16 protein-coding genes are annotated in these 17,346 nt (G+C 70.5%); 2 read left to right on the top strand and 14 right to left on the bottom strand.

What is annotated here, in order from left to right; all coding sequences use genetic code 11:
- Positions 1-145 precede the first annotated feature (145 nt).
- From EPO51_RS10390 to EPO51_RS10345, 10 genes are all read right to left on the bottom strand, one after another.
- The gene (locus EPO51_RS10390; RefSeq protein ID WP_293349705.1) at positions 146-1,255 is read right to left on the bottom strand and encodes a CmpA/NrtA family ABC transporter substrate-binding protein; all 1,110 of its coding nucleotides are present in this window, start codon (positions 1,253-1,255) and stop codon (positions 146-148) included.
- Complete coding sequence (locus EPO51_RS10385; protein ID WP_293349702.1) at positions 1,252-1,830, bottom strand: ANTAR domain-containing response regulator; 579 nt, start codon at positions 1,828-1,830, stop codon at positions 1,252-1,254. The genes EPO51_RS10390 and EPO51_RS10385 overlap by 4 nt, the downstream gene beginning before the upstream one ends.
- Positions 1,831-1,918: 88 nt before the next feature.
- A complete protein-coding gene (mobA, locus tag EPO51_RS10380; protein ID WP_293349699.1) occupies positions 1,919-2,488 on the bottom strand; it encodes a molybdenum cofactor guanylyltransferase in 570 nt (189 codons plus the stop codon).
- A 41-nt stretch (positions 2,489-2,529) separates the two neighbouring features.
- Entirely contained in the window at positions 2,530-3,669 is a 1,140-nt protein-coding gene (locus tag EPO51_RS10375; RefSeq protein ID WP_293349696.1) for a P1 family peptidase, read from the bottom strand.
- A complete protein-coding gene (locus tag EPO51_RS10370; RefSeq protein WP_293349693.1) occupies positions 3,666-4,169 on the bottom strand; it encodes a cytochrome c family protein in 504 nt (167 codons plus the stop codon). The genes EPO51_RS10375 and EPO51_RS10370 overlap by 4 nt, the downstream gene beginning before the upstream one ends.
- Positions 4,166-4,600, bottom strand: a complete 435-nt coding sequence (locus EPO51_RS10365; RefSeq protein ID WP_293349690.1) for a c-type cytochrome — start codon at positions 4,598-4,600, stop codon at positions 4,166-4,168. Before EPO51_RS10365 ends, EPO51_RS10370 begins: the two co-directional genes overlap by 4 nt.
- Before the next feature lie 17 nt (positions 4,601-4,617).
- Positions 4,618-5,175, bottom strand: a complete 558-nt coding sequence (locus EPO51_RS10360; RefSeq protein WP_293349687.1) for a methylamine dehydrogenase light chain — start codon at positions 5,173-5,175, stop codon at positions 4,618-4,620.
- Between the two features lie 13 nt (positions 5,176-5,188).
- Positions 5,189-5,788, bottom strand: coding sequence for a methylamine dehydrogenase accessory protein MauD (gene mauD / locus EPO51_RS10355; protein WP_293349684.1), 600 nt, complete (start codon positions 5,786-5,788; stop codon positions 5,189-5,191).
- Positions 5,785-6,324, bottom strand: coding sequence for a MauE/DoxX family redox-associated membrane protein (locus EPO51_RS10350; protein ID WP_293349680.1), 540 nt, complete (start codon positions 6,322-6,324; stop codon positions 5,785-5,787). Before EPO51_RS10350 ends, mauD begins: the two co-directional genes overlap by 4 nt.
- Positions 6,325-6,334: 10 nt before the next feature.
- Positions 6,335-7,492 (bottom strand): amine dehydrogenase large subunit, encoded by a 1,158-nt coding sequence (locus tag EPO51_RS10345; RefSeq protein ID WP_293349677.1) that lies wholly within the window; start codon positions 7,490-7,492, stop codon positions 6,335-6,337.
- 258 nt (positions 7,493-7,750) lie between these two features.
- On the opposite strand from EPO51_RS10345, the gene EPO51_RS10340 reads away from it, so the two are divergent.
- Entirely contained in the window at positions 7,751-8,299 is a 549-nt protein-coding gene (locus EPO51_RS10340) for a cupin domain-containing protein (protein WP_068875914.1), read from the top strand.
- 434 nt (positions 8,300-8,733) lie between these two features.
- Complete coding sequence (locus EPO51_RS10335; protein WP_293349670.1) at positions 8,734-10,926, top strand: TonB-dependent receptor; 2,193 nt, start codon at positions 8,734-8,736, stop codon at positions 10,924-10,926.
- Between the two features lie 63 nt (positions 10,927-10,989).
- On the opposite strand, the gene EPO51_RS10330 is transcribed toward EPO51_RS10335, so the two are convergent.
- Genes EPO51_RS10330 through EPO51_RS10315 form a run of 4 tightly spaced genes read right to left on the bottom strand, consistent with a single transcriptional unit; the run spans position 10,990 to position 17,314 of the window.
- Positions 10,990-12,600 (bottom strand): ABC transporter ATP-binding protein, encoded by a 1,611-nt coding sequence (locus tag EPO51_RS10330; RefSeq protein ID WP_293349668.1) that lies wholly within the window; start codon positions 12,598-12,600, stop codon positions 10,990-10,992.
- 1 nt (position 12,601) lies between these two features.
- The gene (locus EPO51_RS10325; RefSeq protein ID WP_293349666.1) at positions 12,602-13,456 is read right to left on the bottom strand and encodes an ABC transporter permease; all 855 of its coding nucleotides are present in this window, start codon (positions 13,454-13,456) and stop codon (positions 12,602-12,604) included.
- Positions 13,453-16,023 (bottom strand): ABC transporter substrate-binding protein, encoded by a 2,571-nt coding sequence (locus tag EPO51_RS10320; RefSeq protein ID WP_293349663.1) that lies wholly within the window; start codon positions 16,021-16,023, stop codon positions 13,453-13,455. The genes EPO51_RS10325 and EPO51_RS10320 overlap by 4 nt, the downstream gene beginning before the upstream one ends.
- A 7-nt stretch (positions 16,024-16,030) precedes the next feature.
- A complete protein-coding gene (locus EPO51_RS10315) occupies positions 16,031-17,314 on the bottom strand; it encodes an acetylornithine deacetylase/succinyl-diaminopimelate desuccinylase family protein (RefSeq protein WP_293349660.1) in 1,284 nt (427 codons plus the stop codon).
- Positions 17,315-17,346 lie beyond the last annotated feature (32 nt).

Genomic DNA, 17,346 nt, shown 5'->3' with positions numbered 1-17,346 from the left:
CGATGACAGGTCGTCACGCCGTTCGTTGCGCCGCAACACGGGACACAGCGGCAACCTTCGGAAACCGTCGCTATCGGGTCATACTGCCCAGCTCGCGGGCGCCCATCCGTGCTGCAGCGCACAAGTTATGGGCGACGCAGGCCCCTCACCCGCCGGAAGTCCGGCTGAGCCGCGCCCGGATCGCATGGGCCTGGGCGGTGGCGAGCCCAAACGAACCGCCTTCTTCGAAGCCCTCCAGCGCCTCGATCGGAGCCGTGTCCGGCAACCCCAGGGCCCTGGTCGCCGTCTGGTGCAGGTCGGGCCGGTACACCCGGCGGGCCACGGACGCGATGTCGACGTCCGGCTCGATGTGGGCCCAGCGCATCATCTGGCTGAGCAGCCAGCCGGCGTGGACCGTCTGCGGCGCGCTGGCTCCGCCCGCATGGAAGATCATGTCGGAGAGCGACGCCCCGATCACCCCGGCGTCGGCGCCGACGTAGTGGGGCTGGGCCAGCAACGAGGCCAGCTCGGCGCGGTGGCCGGGCTCGTCGGCCCAGGCGCCGGCCCGCAGCATGGCCCGGAGCAGCGCCTGCAGGTCGTCCGGGCGCTCCGCGGCCCAGGCCTCGGTGACCGCGAACACCTTGTCGGGGGTGCGCGGCCAGAACTCCGAACCGCGCACCAGCACCACCCCGGCGCCGGCCGCCACCGCCGCCGTGTCCCAGGGCTCGGTCACGCAGAAGCCCTCGACCACGCCGCCCACCAGCAGTTCGGTCATCCGCGACGGAGGGGCGATGGTCAGGCGCACGTCGCGGTCCGGATCGATCCCGGCGCGCGCCAGCCAGTCCCGCAGCAGGTAGTTGTGTACCGAGAACGGGAAAACCACGGCCAGGGTGATCGGGCTGGCCCCCTCCTCTCGCCGTCGCGCCACCAGCCGGGCCAGGCCGTCGGCCGTGCTGCCGGTCCCCATGGCGGCGGCCAGGCGCGAGGCCACCGTGATCGCGGGACCGTTGATGTTCAGGGCCAGCGGCGCGACGAGCGGGGTGGGCTCGCCGCCGGCAGCGCCCAGGCTGATCGCCAGAGCGGTCGGGGCCAGCATATGCGAGCCGTCCAGCGCGCCGATGCTCATCTTGTCGCGGACGGTCGCCCAGGAGACCTGGCGGCTCAGTTCCACGTCCAGGCCTTCGGCCGCGAAGAACCCCTTCTCTTTCGCCACGATCATGACGGCGGCGTCGTTCAGCGCGATGAATCCGAGGCGCAGAGGCCGTTCGCCGCTCATGGGCCGTTCCCTTTCAGCACCCCGGCGAAGGCCACGAGGTCCGCCGCGACCGCCCCGATCGGCCGGCCCGTATCCATGGAGAGCTTGCGGAGCACGCGGTAGGCCGCCTCCTCCTCCAAGCCGCGCTCCTTCATGAGCAGAGCCTTGGCCCGCTCGACCGTCTTGCGCGAGGCGAGGTCGGCCTTGGCCTTCTCCAGATCCTGTCGCAGGCCGTTCATCAGCTGGAAGCGGCTCATGGCCACCTCCAGCACCGAACGCACCCGGGCGGCGGAGAGCCCGTCGACCACATAGGCCGAGACCCCCGCGAGCACCGCCTGCTCGGCCAGACCCGGCTCGGAGCGGTCGACGAACATCACCACCGGGCGCGGGTTGGCGGCCGTCGCCTCGCGGAGGCTCTCGATGGTGTCGCGGTCGGGGCTGTCCGAGGCCACGACGATCACGTCCGGCGCGAACGTCGCCGCCTCGGCCTCGTTGAACAGCAACGCGTGGCGCACCTCCAACGGCTCGACGCCGGCGAGGCCTTCCGCGACCAGGGCCGCGCGGGCCGGATCGGGATCCACCACAAGGACGCGCATGCCCTGGGGCCTACGGGAGAAGCGGCGCCGCGGCGCCCACCTTTTCCGCAATTCCACTACCGCGTCGGCGGCAGCGATGCGAAATTCATCAGGCGGCGCCGCCTTCTTCGGCAGATTCAGCCTCAATGAGTGCCACCAACAGCCGCTCGCGCTCCTCCGGCGTGTTGGCGCCGCGCAGGCGCTCGGTCGCCCCCGCGGCACAGGGCAACCGCGCGAGGCCGGCCCGCTCGATAAGGCGCCCAACCGCCCATCCGGCGCCTGCATCCCGGGGCGCGGCGGCGATGTCCATGACCAACGGAAGATGCAGGCCCTCGTAGGCGGCGCCCGGCGACGCGGCGGCGGCCAGGGGCGCCAGATCGTCCGGGCGGACCGTCGCGGCATCCACGGCCAGCACGAGCACCCGCGCATAGCCCATGGCCTCCAAGGCGGCGACCCCCGCCATGATCCCCGCCACCGGCCCTCCGCCGGGCGCCCGGTCGTCGACCCGTGCGAGCCCGTAATCTCCGCCGCCGGCCGTCAGGATGCGTTCCGCGCCCGCTCGCCGCGCGACGTCGCCGAGACGGTCCACGGCGGGGCGGCCGTTCCACGCCAGAGCCGCCTTGTCGGCGCCCATCCGCGATGACGCGCCGCCTGTCAGGATGATCGCCGCCAGCCGCATGCCGCTTCGTCGCCCGCGGCGCGACGTCTGGCAAGCCAGCCCTAGCGGCGCGGCGCCGGGTCGTCGCGGTAGGCCTTCACCGTGCAGCCCGGCCAGGTCGTCGCCTCATAGACGCCGCGGGCGATGGCCCGTGAAAGCACGTCGGCGGCCAGCGCGCCGATGCGAGCCACGTGATAGGCCCGCGGTTCCGGCAGGTCCTGGCGGCCCGTCGTGAGCGCGAAGACGACGTCGCCGTCGAACGGGGCGTGGACCGGACGGATCGCACGCGCCATGCCGTCCTGCGCCATGATCGCCACGCGCTTGATCTCGCCCGGATCGAGACGGGCGTCGGTGGCGATGCAGGCGATGGTGGTGTTCTGCCGCGGCTTTGGGTCCGCCGCCATCGGACCCCACTCGTCGGGGCGGGCCGCCAGGCCCTGGACGCCAAGGCCGCCGAACTCGCGCTCCATCTCATACGGCGCGGCCCAGAAGGTCCGGGTCCCCGGCGCGACGGTGGAGCCGGCGCTGTTCACGGCCACGATGGCGCCCACCGTGAACCCGTCGGAGCTCACCACCGACGCCGAACCCGTGCCGCCCTTCATGCCGCCCGAGAAGGCGCCGTAGCCCGCGCCGGCCGTGCCCAGGCGGAAGGTGTCGGAGGCCCGTTCCACCGCCTCGATGCCCAGGCGGCGATAGGGCGGATCGAGACCCCAGGCCTTGTCGCCGCCGTGGGGCAGGTCGAACAGGATCGCACCCGGCACGATCGGCGAAGGCGGCACGCCGGGCGGCCGAGGGCCCATGCCGTAGCCGATCCCCTTGGCCCCCAGCCAGGCCGCGACGCCGTCGGCGGCGGCGAGGCCGTACACCGACCCCCCGGCCAGGACGATGGCGTTGACCGCATGCACCAGGTTCTCGGCGTCGAGGGCGTCGGTTTCACGGGTGCCCGGCCCGCCGCCGCGCACGTCGACGGCCGCGATGGCCGCCTCGTCGGGGAGGATGACGGTGACGCCCGTGCGGGCCTTCTCGTCATCGGCCTGGCCGACCCGGACGCCCGGCACGTCGGTGATCAGGTTGCGCGCGCCCATGCGCCCGGGGGCTGGCGTCCGCGGCCGCGGCGCAGCCGCCGGCTGGGCCGCCGCCTTCACGGGCTCGGCCGCCGCGGCGACGGTGACCAGGGACGCCAGCAGGGTACGACGGTTCATCGGATGGTTTCCTTTGCCGGCGCCTGGGCGGCGGAACGGCTCTTGTAGATGCGGAGACCCACCGCGGCGGGACAGGCGGCGATCACGGCCTCCGCCACCACCGCGCGCTGGGCGACGAGGTCGGTGGCGGTGAGCGGCTGGCGGCGCAGCCGGCCCACCTCCGCGGCGCTGTAGGCCTTCGCCCCCGCCGGCACGCTGGTCCCGCCCACTGTGAAGATCGTGTAGTTGATGATCCCGGCCAGCGCCTGGTCGGAAACGCCGGAGAAGGCCACGTTCGGAAGCCGCCCGACATAAGCGCGGCCCTGCGGCGTACAGAGAAAATAGCCTACCTGGTCGCGCAGGTCGGGCACCAGGACGGCGGCGGACCTGCCGTCCAGGCCGTGGCAGCCGCCGCAGCGTTCCAGGAAGGCGGACTTCGCGGAGACCTCGGCGCCCGCCGGCGGTGCGATCAACGTCAAGGCCACGGCCGTGACGGTGCAAAGGCGGCGGCCGGCGGTCATCGCCCGGGCGCGGCGCGGGCCAGCGCATTCACGGCGGTGGGCGACAGGCGCCCTGACGCGCGAACAGCCGCGACCTCGGCGGGTTTGAAAGGCGGCGCGGGTTTGCCGCCCAGGCCCGCCACATAGCTCAGCACCTCGGCGACCTCCGCGTCCGGCAACTGCGCGAAGCCGGGCATGACGCCCATGATCGGCTTGCCGTCCACCTCCAGCCGGCCGGCCATGCCGTAGAGGCCGGCCGAGACCATCAGGCGGCGGCCGGCCGGCTTGCGCGCAAGATCCGGCCCGCGGCCGGCGAGTCGCGGATAGACCCCCGCCAGGCCCGCCCCGCCCGCCTGGTGGCAGACCGAACAGTGGGTTGCATAGAGCTTGGCCCCGTCCGCCTGGGCCGCGCCCGGCGCAACGGTGACGAAGGCCGCCGCGAGTCCCGCCACGGCGGCGCGCCGTCCGTTCACTCCACGGGCCCGACGAGCGCGGCCGTGGAGCAGTGATAGGCCATGGTCGTGAGGCCGAAGCACCAGATGATCTCATTGTCGCCCTGCGGCCGGTAGACCGGCATCTCCCGCTCGGTGCCGTCGCAGTGGGCGTCCGACTTGCAGACGCTGCGTCCGCAGCAGTCGCGGTAGGCAATCAGGTAGGAGCGCCCGTCGTCGGGGTTCATGCAGGTGCCGACCCAGGAGGTGGGCGAGGCCTGGGTGCCCGGCGGGCAGGTATGCACGCCGCCGCCGCAGCCGGTGCAGAGGACCCCGTCGATGGCGCAGTAGCGCCAGTAGTCGCACTTCACATCGTCCTTGGTCTGGGCGGTGCGGGCGAAGTCGCTGAGCTGGGCGGGCGTGGGCGTCTTCGGCTTCCGCGGCTGGGCCTCGGCGCGCGCCACCGGCAGCACCGGCAGGGCCGAGGCGCCCACCAGCACCGCGCCCAGTCGGGACATCATGCTGCGCCGGGAGCTGTGCCCCGCCATGTGGCGGGTGAAGCGCTCGCTGAGGCGGTCGATGCGGCTCTTGGTCATGGGCTGTCCTCGATCACTCAGCGGCTGGCCGGGCGGCCAGATAGTCCTGGATGGACGCGAAGCCGGTCTCGTGGGCCGTGACCAGACTTTCAAGATGTTCGCGGCTGTTCACCAGCCCCTTGGCGGCGACCCTACCCTCGCCGTCGATCAGCACGGCGTAGGGCAGGCGCTCGACCCGGAAGGCCATGCCGATCTCCGGCCCGTTGGCGAAGGCGTAACCGGCGAGCTCGAAGCGCTTGACGAAGTCCAGCTGCTCCTGCGGCCCGGCGTCGCCCACGAACACCACCTCGACGCGTTCGGTGCGGGCGAAGCCCTTGGCGAGGGGAATCAGCTTCTTGCAGACCGGGCAGGCCGAGGAGACGAACAGCAGCAGGCGCAGGCGAACGCCCGCGGCCAGCGGCGCCCCGACCGTGAACGGCGCGCCGTCGAGCAGCCGTCCCTGGACCAGCGGCGCGAACTCGCCGACCTCGGGGCCGCGGCCGGTCGCCAGCGCCCCCACCGGCGCGATGCGTTCGTGCAGCACCCCGATCTGGCGCGCCAGGGCGGCGACCACCACCGTGAGGCCGAGCAACAGGATCCACAGCATGGCCTGGGACAGCACGGAGAAGCTCATCTCGGGATCCCCCGGGCGGCGGCGCGGGGCGCCAGCGACGACAGGTAGGCCAAGGTGTAGTCGAGAAGGAACAGCACTCCGCCCCCCGCCAGGCCCAGCGACCAGTCGGCGAGCCCCGCCGTCTTCGGGGGCGCCGTGACCACCAACAGGCCGGCCAGGACCACGTTTCTGGCCACCCGGGACCAGCTCAAGGGCTGACGCAGGCCGCCCCGGCCGCAGCCGCAGTCGATCGCCGCGCGGCCGCGACGCAGATTCAGCGCCATGGCGGCGGCGAACACCAGCAGCAGGCCGGCCGCGGCCGTCGCAGGCCAGGGGGAGAGGACGCCCGCCAGCAGGCCCACGGCGAGGAGGACCTCGGTCGGCGGCAGCAGGCGCGCGACCGGACCCACCAGGGGCGCGGGCAGCACGCGGTAGTTGGCGACCACGCCCTCGAAGCCCGACCGGTCGGCGAACTTGCCGATCGCGGCTTCCAGGAACAGCAGCGCCGCCGCCGTGCGGAGCACGATCTGCAGGACGGCCGCCTCGTTCACATCCATGGCCCGGCCCTCACGCAGCCGGGTCGTAGAGCAGGCCGCCCACGCCCTTCACGGTCTTCACGACCTCGCCGCTGTCCGGCTTGAACGTGTAGAGCACGCCCGTCCTGTCGACCCCGAACAGCAGCGGATCCGCGTCCTGGCTGATCAGGATGTTGGAGACCGGCTTCTCGAGCTTGTAGCGCTTGATCAGCGTCTGCTTCGCGACGTCGAGGATCCAGACTTCCTGGCCCGGCTCCTTATGGGTCCAGTGACCGCCGGCGTGCATCAGCACGAACAGCCGGTTCGTGGCGCGGTGCAGGGTGAGCGGCTGGTTGCCGCCCGGCCGCCAGGCCAGCTCGCGGTCGTCGGCCGAGGCCGCCGCGAAACCCGCCGCGGCCTGGATCGACCACGGCTTGGCGAACTGGGGCGTCGCGCCGAGTTGCACCGTGTGGACTAGGCCCGTGTAGGTCACGAAAATGGTCCGCCCGCTTGTCGGATCGGTGGGCGAGTTCTCGAAGACCGGGTCGCGCTCGGCGTCGAAGAACGGCTTGGTGCGGGTGAGCGACGGCGCGCCCGCCCCCAGGGTCACCGTCGCCAGGGTCCCGTCGCCGCAGAGCGACGAGAAGCCCGCCTCCCCGAAAGGAAAGACCAGGGCGCAGCCTGGCGTGTCCACCGTCTGGCTCGTCTTGCGCGCGGCGAGGTCGACCACGATCACCGACGAGGACGGATCCATGTTGTAGACGTAGCCCCGCTGGCCGCTGGGCGTGATGGCGAAGTTCTGGCTGCGGGAGCCCATGAACACCCGGCCCGGCAGCGGGATTTCCGCGGCGAGGTTCAGGGTCTTGCCGTCATAGACCGTCACCATGTCCTGGCGGTCGCCGCGGTTGCCCTTGGTCCAGATCGACTCGGCCACGAAGATCTGCCGCTGGGCGGGGCTCACATTGATATTGGAAAGGCTGGCGGCGGAGACCCCGCCGAGAAGTTTGCCGCTGTCGCCGTCCAACAGCCGAGCCTCGCCGCCGCCGAACGCATCCAGCAGCAGGACCCAATGGGGACCGGGAGCGGGCAGGACCGCCACGTCGCTGACCTCGGCCTCGAGCGGCGGGGGTCGCGCAGCCGGCGCCGATTGGGCCAGAGCCTGACCCGCCGCGGCCGCGGCGAACGCAGCGAGTCCGATTCGCTTCAGCATCTCGATCGCGTCCATTCGCCAAGCCCCCAGTCCCGAGCCGCCCCGACGAGGCAGCTAACCGACGCGCCGCCTCAGAGCCGCCCACGCTCCGCACCCGCAGCGTATTTCATGGCCCTTTGCCCGATATCGGAGCAGGCATCGGGCCGCAGTTTCAAGATGTGGGCAAGTCTATTATTTGCCGCCGGTAAGTCGCTGTTAGAGCACGGGCGCAGGTATGCGACGCTCATGATATTGAGCGTACCTATCGGAGTTTCGAGCATGGACGGCGAAGTCGGACCGCGGCTGCGGACAGTCAGGGCGAAGATGGGCCTCAGCCAGAGGTCGCTGGCGCGCAAGGCCGGGGTGCCGAGCAGCACCGTGTCGCTGATCGAAGGCGGGCGCACCAATCCATCGATCGGGTCGCTGAAGCGGCTGCTGGACGCCGCGGGCCTGTCGCTGGCCGAGTTCTTCAGCTTCGACCTCGCCACCGAGCAGAAGATCTTCTTCCGGCGCGACGAACTGGCCGAAATATCAAGCGGCGACGTGTCTTACCGGCAGGTCGGCGCCGGGGCCGGCATCTCGACGCTGCAGATCCTGCACGAGACCTACCAGCCCGGCTCCGACAGCGGGCGGGTGATGCTGACCCACGAAGGCGAGGAGGGCGGCATCGTGATCCAGGGTCGCCTGGAGGTCACCGTCGGGCAGCAGACCCGGGTGCTGAAGGCGGGGGAGGCCTATCTCTTCCAGAGCACGACGCCGCACCGGTTCCGCAACGTCGGCGACGAGGTCTGTGTCGTGGTCAGCGCCTGCACGCCGCCCACCTTCTAGCCGCGCCGTCGGCCCTTGCGGCGGTCTAGGTGCTCAATGAATTGAGCGACCACACGAGCATCATGTGCAAAAACAGCAACTTATGATGTGAAACAAATAGGCTGGCGCAGACTTGAAGCCAGCGCGAAGCTTTCATCGCAACTGTGAGGAACCGCCAACGGGCCGCACATATACTTTAGGTGGTTGCGGGCCGGAATATCCACAACCGCAGGATCTTCCAAACGAACCCGGCCAGGCGCCCGCTTAGTCTTTCTATCGACGACGACAGATTTATGTAGATGCTGCGATGGGGCGCCCCTGGGTCATTGATCTAAATTGCCAGTCGGCCAAGACCGACGCCTAGAACAAAAGCTGTCATGCCCGGGAGGGGCCGCCGCGAAGGTGTCTACAGACCGCCAGCAGCGGGTCATGGGTTTGCATATTGGGGGATTGTGATGAAGCGGTATTTCGTCGGGGCTGCCATGGGCGTTCTGGGGCTCGTCAGCGCCCAGCCTTCCAGCGCCCAGACCTCGGGATCCGGCACGACGGTCGATGAACTGGTCGTCACCGTACAGAGGCGTGAACAGGCCGCCCAGGACGTGGGCATCGCCTTGTCCGTCGTCACCTCCGAAGACCTGGTCCAACGCGGCGTCACCAACATCAACCAGCTGCAGAACGCGACGCCCAGCCTGGAGGTCGAGCCGGCCTTCGGCGGCGGCACGCCGCAGTTCCGGCTGCGCGGCGTGGGCTTCTCGGACTACGCCTCCAACAACGCCCCCACCGTTGGCGTCTATGTGAACGAGGTCGCCTACCCCGTCCCGATCATGACCCAGGGCCTGATCTTCGACGTGGCGCGGGTCGAGGTTCTGCGGGGCCCGCAAGGCACGCTCTACGGGCGCAACACCACAGGCGGCGCGGTGAACATCATCACCAACCGGCCGAGCAAGCAGTTGTCCGCCGGCTTCATGGCCGAATATGCGCGCTTCGACCATCTGCGGGCGGAAGGCTACGTCTCCGGACCCGTCTTCGGCGACGCCCTGCTGGCCAGGCTGTCGCTGGCGACCGAGCAGGGCGGCGCCTACCAGCATCGCCGCGTCACCGGCGAGGAACTGGGCGACGCTGACCGCCTGGCCGGCCGCCTGCTGCTTGAGTACAAGCCGGGCGGGCCTGTGGAAGCGCTGTTCGACGTCCACGCCGGCCGCGACAAGTCGGAAGCGACCGGCCTCTATCTCTTCCGCGGCTTCACGACGCGCAGCGGGACCGGCGTCTTCATTCCCGCCGACACCGACCGGTTCGCCACGGACTGGAAGATCTCGCCCTTCCTGGCGCGCGACGCCAACCTGCCGCTGGACGCCAAGCCGGGGGTGGACAACGAGACCTGGGGCACGTCCCTCAACGCGTCCTACGATTTCGGCCCGGCGACACTGACCAACATCGCCAGCTACGACCAGCTGATCCGTCGCCAGTACGGCGACTGGGACTCCAGCCAATCCATCGAGGCCGACACCTACTTCGGCAGCAAGGTGAACGTCATTTCGGACGAACTTCGCCTGACCTCCAGCGAGGAAGGGCCCCTGCATTACGTGCTCGGCGTCTACTATTCCCGCCAGGAGCTGAAGGAGCAGTACTACTCCGACTTCCTCGACAATTTCGGCACCTATGCCCGGGTGAACTACAACCAGAAGGTCGAGTCGATCAGCGGCTTCGGCCAGGCCGAGTACGAGTTCAACGAGCAATGGAAACTGATCGGCGGCCTCCGCTACGAGCGTGAGACGCGCCACCTGGAGGGCTTCGGCTCGGCCTTCGGCGGCGCTCAGGCGCTGCGGCCTACCAACGTCTCGACCAAGATGACGCCCCTGACCGGCAAGATCGAGCTGGACTTCAAGCCGGTGGAGGGCGCGCTGATCTACGCCTCGGCGAGCCGCGGGGCGAAGTCGGGCGGCTTCACCACCTACAACACCGGCAATTCCTCGGCGATCCAGCCGTTCAAGCCGGAGATCCTCCGGGCCTACGAAGTGGGCTTCAAGACCAACCTCGTGCCGTCGCTGCAGATCAACGGTTCGGCGTTCTTCTACGACTACAAGAACCAGCAGGTGCTCTCGACGGTGTTCACGGCCAACGGCCTCGTGGGTCGTTTCGCCAATGTGCCCAAGTCCGAGATCTGGGGCGGCGAGCTGGAGCTGGTGTTCCACCCGACGCCGGCCTTCGTTCTGACCCAGAACGTCGGGTACAAGAAGGGTGAGTACAAGGAGTTCTTCGAGGTCGACGCCGGAGCTTCGCGCCTGGCCGGCCGAGAGATCACCGTCGACCGGGCCGGGCAGAAGATCCCCTTCCCCGCCTGGTCCTACCAGGGCTCGGCGACCTACACCTGGGACCTGGGCGCCCACGACCTCGCGGCCAACGTCAACTACAACTTCCGCGACCGCAACGTGAACTTCCTCGGCGTCCGCTACGCGGTGGCCAGTTCCTGGACGGTCAACGGCGACCTGACCCTGCGGCCCCACGACGGCCCGTGGGCCGCCACGGTGTTCGGACGCAACATCCTGAACGAGAAGTACGACCTGACGCGCAACTTCTTCACCAGCGCGGACATCGCCCAGCCGGCGCGCCCGCGCGAGTACGGCGTGCGGCTGGCGTACGACTTCTAGCCCTGCATTATCGAGATCGGGGGCCGCCGTGGCGACACGGCGGCCTTTCGATTCTGCCCAGGGTCAGGCGCCGCGCGCGGCCAGGGCGCGCTCCAGGTTCGGAGTCGCGGACAGCAGGCTCTGGGTATAGGCGTGCCGGGGACGCAGGAAGACGTCATCGGTCGTCCCCTCCTCCACGATCCGGCCGCCCTGCATCACCGCCACCCGGTGGCAGATCGCCCGCACCACGCCCAGGTCGTGGGTCACGAAGAGATAGGATACACCCAGCTCCTGGGAGAGCCTGGCCAGCAGTTCCAGCACCTGCGCCCGGACGGTGACGTCGAGGGCGGAGACGGCCTCGTCCAGGACGACCAGCCGCGGTTCAGTGATCAGGGCCCGCGCGATGGCGATCCGCTGGCGCTGGCCGCCGGAGAACTGGTGGGGATAACGGTCGCTGGCGTCTGGCGGCAGGCCAACGCGTTCGAGCATGGCCTGCACGGCGGCCCGGCGGGCCGCGCCCATGGGCGGGCGTTCGAGCAGGTGGAATGGCTCGGCGACCAGGTCCTCGACGCGCCAGCGCGGGTCGAAGCTGCCGAAGGGGTCCTGGAACACCGCCTGGATCTTGCGCCGCAGCCGCCGCGCCTCGGCAGGTGACGCCGGCGGGAACGACGCCCCGTCCAGGCGGACCTCGCCGCCCTGCAGGGCCTCCAACCCGAGGACGGCGCGCAGCAGGGTCGACTTGCCGGAGCCGGACTCGCCCACCAGCCCCACGGTCTCGCCGACCCGGACCGTCAGGCTGACCCCGTCCACCGCGCGGAACGGCTGGGCCCGCCGCCAGGGCGAGGTGCGGCGGCCCGGATAGGCGCGCACCACGCCGCGCGCCTCCATGACCGGCGCATCGTCCGAGACCCGCGCCGGCGGCGCTGCGCTAGCCAGCACGGCGTCCTCGGCAAGCTTGCGGGCGTAGGGGTGCGTGAGACCCCGGAGCAGGACGCCGGTCGGCCCCTGCTCGACGATCTCGCCCTGGCGCATGATCGCCACCCGATCGGCCATCTCGGCCACCACGGCCAGGTCGTGGGTGATCAGGATGAGCCCGGCGCCGTCCTCGCGCACCAGGTCCCTGAGAAGGTCGAGGATCTGCGCCTGGGTCGTGACGTCGAGCGCCGTCGTCGGCTCGTCGGCGATGAGCAGCCTCGGCTTCACCGCCATCGCCATGGCGATCGCCACCCGCTGGCGCTGGCCTCCCGAGAGCTCGTGGGGATAGCGGTCGAGGGGGAACCGGCTGGCGGGAAGGCCCACCCTCTCCAGCGCCCGGGCAGCCTGCGCCGTGGCCTCCGCTCGGCCCACGCGCCGGTGCAGGGCGATGGATTCGGCGACCTGGTCGCCGATGCGCATCAAGGGATTGAGCGCCGTCATCGGCTCCTGGAAGACCACGCCCACCTGGCCGCCGCGCACCGCGCGCATCTCCGCCTCGCCGGCCGCCGTCAGGTCCTGGTCGCCGAGGAGGATCCGTCCGGACATCGTCGCACCCGGCGGCGACAGGCGCAGGATCGAGAGTGCGGTGATCGACTTGCCCGACCCGGACTCGCCCACCAGCCCCAGCGTCTCGCCCGGCTCCACTTCGAGCGACACCCCCTTCAGCAGCTCGGCCTCGCCGATCCGGAGCCTCAGGTCCTCGATCCGCAGCAAGGCCATGTCAGCGGCTCCGGTCGAGCTTGGGGTCGAACAGGTCGCGAAGGCCGTCGCCCAGCAGGTTCAGTCCCAGCACGCTCAGCACGATGGCCACGCCCGGGAAGATGGCCAGCCAGGGTGCGAAGCCGATCAGGGTCTGCGCCTCGTTGAGCATCCGGCCCCAGCTCGGCGTCGGCGGCTGCGCGCCGAGGCCGACATAGGACAGCGCCGCCTCGGCGAGGACGCCCATGGAGAACTGGATGGCGCCCTGCACGATCAGCAGGTTGGCGATGTTGGGCAGGATGTGCTGCAGCGAGATCAGGCCCTTGCCCTTGCCCGCCACGCGCGCCGCCAGGACGTAGTCGCGGGTCCAAAGCGAAAGGGCCGCGCCACGGGCCACCCGGGCGAAGACCGGGATGTTGAAGACGCCGATGGCGATGACGGCGTTGATCGCGCCCGGCCCCGCCACCGCGGTGATCATGATGGCCAGCAGCAACGATGGGAAGGCGAAGATGAGGTCGTTCGAGCGCATGACCAGCTCGTCCGTCAGCCCGCCCTTGGCCGCCGCCAGCAGGCCCAGCGGCACGCCGACCAGCAGGCCCACGCCGGCCGCGACGACCGCCACCGCCAGCGAATTGCGCGCGCCCACCAGGATCATCGACAGCACGTCGCGCCCGAAGTGGTCCGTACCGAACCAATGGGCGGCCGACGGCGCCCGCAGGCGACCGGCCATGTCGAGGTCGGCGACGGGATAGGGTGTCCACACCAGCGACAGCAGCACCGCCGCCACGAACAGCCCGGTCAGGGCCGCGCCCAGCCAGAGCGCCGCCGACGCGCGGCCGCCGCGCGTCGCGGGACCAGGGATGGTCGTCTCGCTCATGCCGACCGCCTTCTCAGGCGCGGGTCGATCGCGGCATAGCCGAGGTCGACCAGGAAGTTCACCACCACCACGGCGAAGACCAGCAGCACCACGACGCTCTGCACCACGATCAGGTCGCGCTGGGTGATCGCCTGGAACACCAGGCGTCCGAGGCCGGGAAGGAAGAACACGTTCTCCACGATCACCGCCCCGGCCAGCAGGAAGGGGAACTGCAGGCCCACGATGGTCAGGGTCGGGATCAGGGCGTTGCGCAGCGCGTGGCGATAGACCACCTGCCCCTCGGTGAGCCCCTTGGCGCGCGCCGTGCGCACGTAGTCCTCGTCCAGGGTGTCGATCAGGGCGGAGCGCAACACGCGGGCCAGGATCGCCGCCTGGGGCAGAGCCAGCGCCAGGGCGGGCAGGACCAGCGCCTTGAGCGCCGGCCAGGCGCCGGCGTCCCAGCCCGGGAAGCCACCCGCCGGCAACCAGCGAAGGCCCACCGCGAACACCAGCACCAGCAGCATGGCGAACCAGAAGTTGGGCATCGCCATGAAGACCTGGGTCACGCCCATGGTCACGGTGTCGGCCGCCCGCCCGCGCCGTCGCGCGGCGAAGACGCCGATCGGGAAGGCCACGGCGACGGCCAGGGCGAGCGCCATCAGGGCCAGCGGCAGCGACACCGCCACCCGTTCGGCGATGAGCTGGCCGACCGGCACGCGGTAGGTGTAGCTGACGCCGAAATCGCCACGGGCGAGCCCCGCGATCCAGTCGAAATAGCGCTGTGGCAGCGACCCATCGAGGCCCATCTGGGTGCGGAGCGCCGCCACGGCCTCGGGGCTGGCGTTCAGACCCATCATGTAGGCCGCGGGGTCGCCGGGGGTGACCTGGATCAGCAGGAAGACCACGACCGTCGCCGCCAGGAAGGTCAGGGTCAGGGCCAGGAGCCGTCCCCCGACATAGGTCGCGCCCAGCCGCACGAAGGCGAGGAGCATCAGCGCCGCCACGCCTGCCAGCGCGACCGGAGCGGCCCAGGCGGAGCTCTGCGCGACCCGCGGCGCCTCGGCCGGCGCCGTCGATCCTGGCTCGTCGAACCAGGCTTCGGCGACCACGTTGGCCTGAACGGGCGAGTCCCGCCAGAGGCCCCTGAGGTGCGCGTCCCAGACGTTGAGCTTCGGGAACTCGAACAGGAAGACGTTGACCGAATCCTCGGCGATCTTCCGCTGGATCGCCTTCAGGAGCAACGAGCGGGTCGGAGCGTCGACGGCCTGGTTCAACCGGTCCAGCAGGGCGTCGAACGCGGCGCTGCGGTACCCGAAGTAGTAGTCCCGGCCATAGATGTCGTAGTCCATCGGCTCGGTGTGCGAGACGACGGTCATGTCGAAGTTCTTGTTCTTCAGCACCTGGTCCAGCCACTGGGCCCACTCCAGGTTCTCGATGGTCACCCGCACCCCCGCCTGGGCGAGTTGCGCGGCGATGATCTCGCCGGAGCGGCGGGCGTAGCTGGGCGGCGGCAGCTTCAGCGTCGCCGCGAAGCCGTTCGGATAGCCGGCCTGGGCCAGCAGCGCCTTCGCCCGCGCCACGTCGTGCGGATAGAGGCCGGTGAGGTCGACATAGTCCGGGTTCTGCGGCGGGAAGTGGCTGCCGATCGGCTGGCCGTAGCCGAACATGGCGCCGTCGATGATCGCCTTGCGGTCGATGGCGTGGGCCAGCGCGCGTCGAACCAACAGATTGTCGAACGGCGGCTTGGCGTTGTTGAGCGCCAGGATCGTCTCGCCTTCCGTGGCGCCTACCACCACCCGGAAACGCGGGTCGCGGCGCAGCTCCGCCAGGTTTTCGGGCGCCGGGAAGTTGGGATAGGCGTCGATGTTGCCGGCCTTGATGGCGGCATAGGCCGCGGTCGGATCCGGGATGAACCGGAACACCACTGCGTTCAGGCGCGGCTGCGGTCCCCAGTAGGCGGGATTTCGCACCAGCTCGATCGAATCGCCCCGCCGCCAGCGAGCGAAACGGAACGGGCCCGTGCCCACCGGGTGGGCCGCGTTGTCGGCGGCGCTCTTCGGCGAGACCATGACCGCGTCACCCCAACCCAGCACATAGATCAGCGAACTGGCGGCATGGCGCAGCACCAGGCGCACGGTCAGGGGATCGACCACCTCGACCCGCTCGATCGGCTCGAAATAGGCCTTCTGGGCGTTGGCCGAGTCCTTCGCCCGCGCCCGGTCGAGGGAAAATTTCACGACACCGGCGTCGAAGGGCGACCCGTCCTGGAACCGCACGCCGCGCCGCAGGTGGAAGACGTAGATCCGGCCGTCGGGCGAGACCTCCCAGGACTCGGCGAGCGCCGGCTCTACCCGGCCCGTGGGTCCGATCCGCACCAGTCCTTCGAAGACGTTGCCATAGACCACCTCGTCGATCGCCGCGGCCGCGCCGGCGGTGGGGTCGAGGTTCGGAGGCTCGAGAGGCATGGCCAAGCGAAGGGTGTCGCGGGCCTGGGCGGCGCTGGCCAGCACGAGCCAGGCGAGCAGGATCGCCAGGCCCGCCAGAAGCGTCCTGAACCGATTCCCGAGCTCGCTCCGCGCCGCGCCCACGCGCGCGTCAGACCTGGCGGGTCAAGAGCGCGTAGGCCGACAGCGCCATCACCTTGGCCGAGTTCACCATGTCGTCGATCCCCACGTACTCGTCCGGCTGGTGGGCCAGGTCGAGGATGCCGGGACCGTAGGCGATGCAGTCGCGCAGCTTGCCTATCCGGTCGATGTGCTTCTGGTCGTAGGTGCCCGGCGAGCAGACGATCTGCGCGGTGCGCCCCATGACCTGCTCCACCGCCTCGCACGTGAACCGCACCACCGGCCGCTCGGGCTCGGTCATCGACGGCCGTACCTCGAACAGGTCCCGGAGCTTGTAGCGGAAGCCCGCGCGGGTCTGGACCAGGCCGTCCAGCAGGCCGCGGATCTGGGCCTTCACCTCCTCCAGGTCCTCCTCGATGAGGAGGCGCCGGTCCAGAACCATGCGGCAGGAATCCGGCACCACGGGCGCGGGCAGACCGCTGGTGACGTCCGGCTGGCCGCCATGGATCGAGTTGATGTTGAGGGTCGGCGTCCGCGCCCCGTCCGGGACCACCGGCATCGCGGTCTGGTGCGAGGCCAGGGCCGGGAAGATCCGCGCCTCCAGCTCGTCGATCACCGCCCCCATGTGGCGCACGGCGTTGTCGCCCAGGAACGGCATGGAGCCGTGCGCGATGCGGCCCTCGGTGGTGATCTCCGACCACCAGACGCCCCGGTGGCCGATGCACACCCGGTCGACGTTCAGCGGCTCGGGGATGATCACGTGGTCGACGCGCGGCTTGGAGAACCAGCCCCGTTCGGCGAGGTAGGCCACGCCGCCGTAGCCGCCGCTCTCCTCGTCGGCGGTGCCGGAGATCTCCAGCGCGCCGGGCAGCGGAACCCCGGAATCGATCAGCGCCTCGACGGCGATCACCGAGGCGGCCAGGCCGCCCTTCATGTCGCAGGCCCCGCGGCCGTAGACCTTTCCGTCCTTCACCACCCCTTCGAACGGCGGCACGGTCCAGCCGTCGCCGACCGAGACCACGTCGATGTGGCTGTTGAAGTGCACGCACGGGCCGGGGCTCGCGCCCTCCCAACGGGCGATGACGTTGGTCCTCGGATAGGCGTCGCTGTCACCGGGCGTGCCTTCGGCTCTGACGTACTCCACCTGGAAACCGCGCTTGCGCAGCCGCTCGCCCAGGTACTCGGCGCAGGGCCGGTAGGCATCGCCGGGCGGGTTGATAGTGGGGAAGCGGATCAGGTCGCGGGTCAGGGCCACCACGTCGTCGGTGCGGTCCTCGATGGACTTCAGGAGGGCGGTTTCGGCGGGGTGGGACATCAAGAAACCTGTGGACTGGGAAGATGGTCGGC

Source organism: Phenylobacterium sp., assembly GCF_004297125.1.
Classification (GTDB): domain Bacteria; phylum Pseudomonadota; class Alphaproteobacteria; order Caulobacterales; family Caulobacteraceae; genus Phenylobacterium.
The sequence above is the reverse complement of the archived record's forward strand: the minus strand, read 5'-3'. Positions and strand labels throughout refer to the sequence as shown.